Here is a 240-nt window from a genome sequence, read left to right as displayed (position 1 = left end):
ATGCACGTCAGGTGGTGAGCTTCGCCTATACCGATGCGAACAGCGCGGAGACCGAGCGGCGCGTGTGGCCACTGTCGATGGCTTATTGGGGGGCGCGCTGGACGCTCGGCGCGTGGTGCGAATTGCGCGGCGATTTCCGCAATTTCGGGCTGGAGAGAATCCGCGATCTTCAGGTGCTTGAAACGTATCCGGATCAGGAAGGACGACGATTGGCGGATTGGCTACGGCACGTGACTGGAA

Annotated in this window: 1 protein-coding gene; it reads left to right on the top strand. The window is 61.2% G+C overall.

Features of this window, described 5'->3' with window-relative positions; all coding sequences use genetic code 11:
- The coding region (locus ACTFO6_RS19635; protein ID WP_439935976.1) for a helix-turn-helix transcriptional regulator at positions 1–240 on the top strand (240 nt) is incomplete at both ends.

Origin of the sequence: Pelomicrobium sp. G1, from assembly GCF_051905455.1 — a bacterium.
In the GTDB taxonomy this organism is placed as follows: domain Bacteria; phylum Pseudomonadota; class Gammaproteobacteria; order Burkholderiales; family UBA6910; genus Pelomicrobium.
The sequence above is the reverse complement of the archived record's forward strand: the minus strand, read 5'-3'. Positions and strand labels throughout refer to the sequence as shown.